This window comes from Streptomyces sp. NPDC007901, assembly GCF_042959465.1.
In the GTDB taxonomy this organism is placed as follows: Bacteria; Actinomycetota; Actinomycetes; order Streptomycetales; family Streptomycetaceae; genus Streptomyces.
Map to the genome: position 1 here is coordinate 1 of NZ_JBIBKW010000088.1, position 2,439 is coordinate 2,439.

1 protein-coding gene is annotated in these 2,439 nt (G+C 68.6%); it reads right to left on the reverse strand.

Annotated elements, in window-relative coordinates; genetic code table 11:
- The coding region (locus tag ACFZDK_RS55735; RefSeq protein WP_390987075.1) for an amino acid adenylation domain-containing protein at positions 1-2,439 on the reverse strand (2,439 nt) is incomplete at both ends.

Genomic DNA, 2,439 nt, shown 5'->3' on the forward strand with positions numbered 1-2,439 from the left:
GAACACCACATCCTCACGCCCCGCCAACGACGCCAGCACCCGCGCCCACGCCACATGGAACAACGTCGCCGGCGACACACCGACCGCCCGCGCCCACTCCCGCACACGCACCGACAACACCTCGTCCAGCACCACACGAGCCCGACTCAGATCCTCACCATCACGGTGCACATCAAGCAGCCCGAACGGCGCCGTCGTCTCCGTCACATCACCCAACAACCCACCGAAATACGCCTCATGCTCCGCACGCGAAACACCCAACCGCGCATGCGCCACAAAATCCCGGAAAGGCACCGGCTCGGGAAGCCGATCACCCTCACCGCGCAGGATCGCCGCCACCTCGCCCAGGGCGACCGAGGCACCCGTGTGGTCCTGGACCAGGTGGTGCATCTGCAGCAGCACCAGCCAACCGCCAGTGCCCGGATCCCGGGTGACGTGGGCACGTATGAGGGGTGCCTGGGCCAGGTCGATGCGCGAGGGTGCCACGGTGAGGAGCTGCTCGGTGACGGCCTCCGTCGTTTCGCCGTCCAGGGCTACGTCGGTCACCTGCACCTGGGCCCGCCGGCACACCACCTGGACGGGTTCGCGGAGCCCCTCCCACATGATCGCGGTCCGGTAGATGTCGTGCCGGTCCACCACCTGCTGCAGGGCTTCCAATGCGGCATCGAGACGCTGCCGCGTTTCGAAGGCCACGACCGTCGGCTCCAGATAGACGTCGTCGCCCCCTTCGGACAGCAAGTAGTGGAAGAACATCCCCTCCTGCAGGGGCGCGAGCGGATAGACGTCCGCCACGTTCGAGGCACCGCCCGGAATGCGGGCACAGAGCGCATCGATCTCGTCCTGGTTCAATTCCACCAAAGGCAGCATGGCGGGACTGAGTTCGGCCGCGTCCCGGGGAATGAGGTTGGGCGGCACGTCAACCGGTGCCGCGACCGCTTCCTCCACGAGGCCCGCCGGGGTCGGTGTCATGAACAGACGCCGCACGCTCACCGCCACGCCGCGCTCGCGAAGCTTCTCCACCAGCGACACGGCGAGCAGAGAGTGTCCGCCGAGCGCGAAGAAGTTGTCGTCGACCCCGACCCGCTCCACACCCAGCACCTCGGCAAACGCGGCACACAACACCTCCTCCACCACCGACGACGGACCCCGCCGCGAAGACAGACCCGCGAAGTCAGGCGCGGGCAGAGCAGCCCGGTCCAGCTTGCCGTTCACCGTCAACGGCAACTCGTCCAGCACCACCACCGCCGACGGCACCATGTACTCCGGCAACCGCACCGCCACGAACTCCCGTACGAATTCCGGCACATGCCCCTCGGCCTCCGGCCCAGGCACCACGTACGCCACCAGCCGCCGATCACCAGGGATGTCCTCACGGGCGATCACCACGGCCTGCACCACGTCCGCGTGCGCGGCGACCGCCGCCTCCACCTCACCCAACTCGATCCGGAACCCACGGACCTTCACCTGATCGTCGACACGGCCGAGGAACACCAGCTCGCCGTCCGCCGACCACCGCACCACATCCCCGGTCCGGTAGAGCCTTGAACCGTCTCCCGCGAACGGATCCGCAACGAACCGCCCCGCCGTCAACCCCGGCCGCCCCGCATACCCCCGCGCCACCTGAGCCCCACCGACATACAACTCACCCGCCACACCCACCGGCACCGGCCGCAACCACTCGTCCAGCACATACACCCGCGCATTCGCCACCGGCGAACCGATCCGCACCTCGGGCGCATCGGCCCGGTACCGCCAAGCCGCCGCGTCCACGGTCGTCTCCGTCGGACCGTAGGTGTTGAACAGCATGCGCCCGGCCGACCAGCGCGCGAGCAACTCCGCCGACGACGCCTCGCCACCGACCTCGATGACGACATCCTCGGAGATCGATGCCGGGTTCAAAGTCGCCAGCACGGCGGGCGGAAGGGAGATGTGCGTGATGGCGTGCTCGGCCAGGACCGAGGTCAGCTCCGTTCCGAGCCGGCGCTCCGACGGCACTATGACGAGCGTCGCCCCGGACAGCAGGGCCAGTGACCAGTCCGAGCAGAACTGGTCGAAACTCACTGACGCGTACTGCGCGACCCGCGAGCCGGGACCCGCGTCGAAGCGCCGTCGGGTGGCGTGTGCCAGGTTCACCAGGCCTGAGTGCACGGCCACGACGCCCTTCGGCACACCGGTGGAACCAGACGTGTAGATCATGTACGCGGGATGCGCGGGCAGGAGGGTGCCGCGTTCCCGATCGGTCAGATCGGTCGTCGGCAGCTGCTGCCACTCGGCGGCCGACACGGCGTCGTCGACTCGGATGAGCGTCACGTCCGAGGTACTGAGGGCGCCTACGGTGTCGTCTTCGGTCAGGACGCACACGGGTCGGGCATCGGCGAGCATGAACTCCAGCCGCTCCACCGGATAGTCCGGGTCCAGCGGCAGGTAGGCACCGCCCGC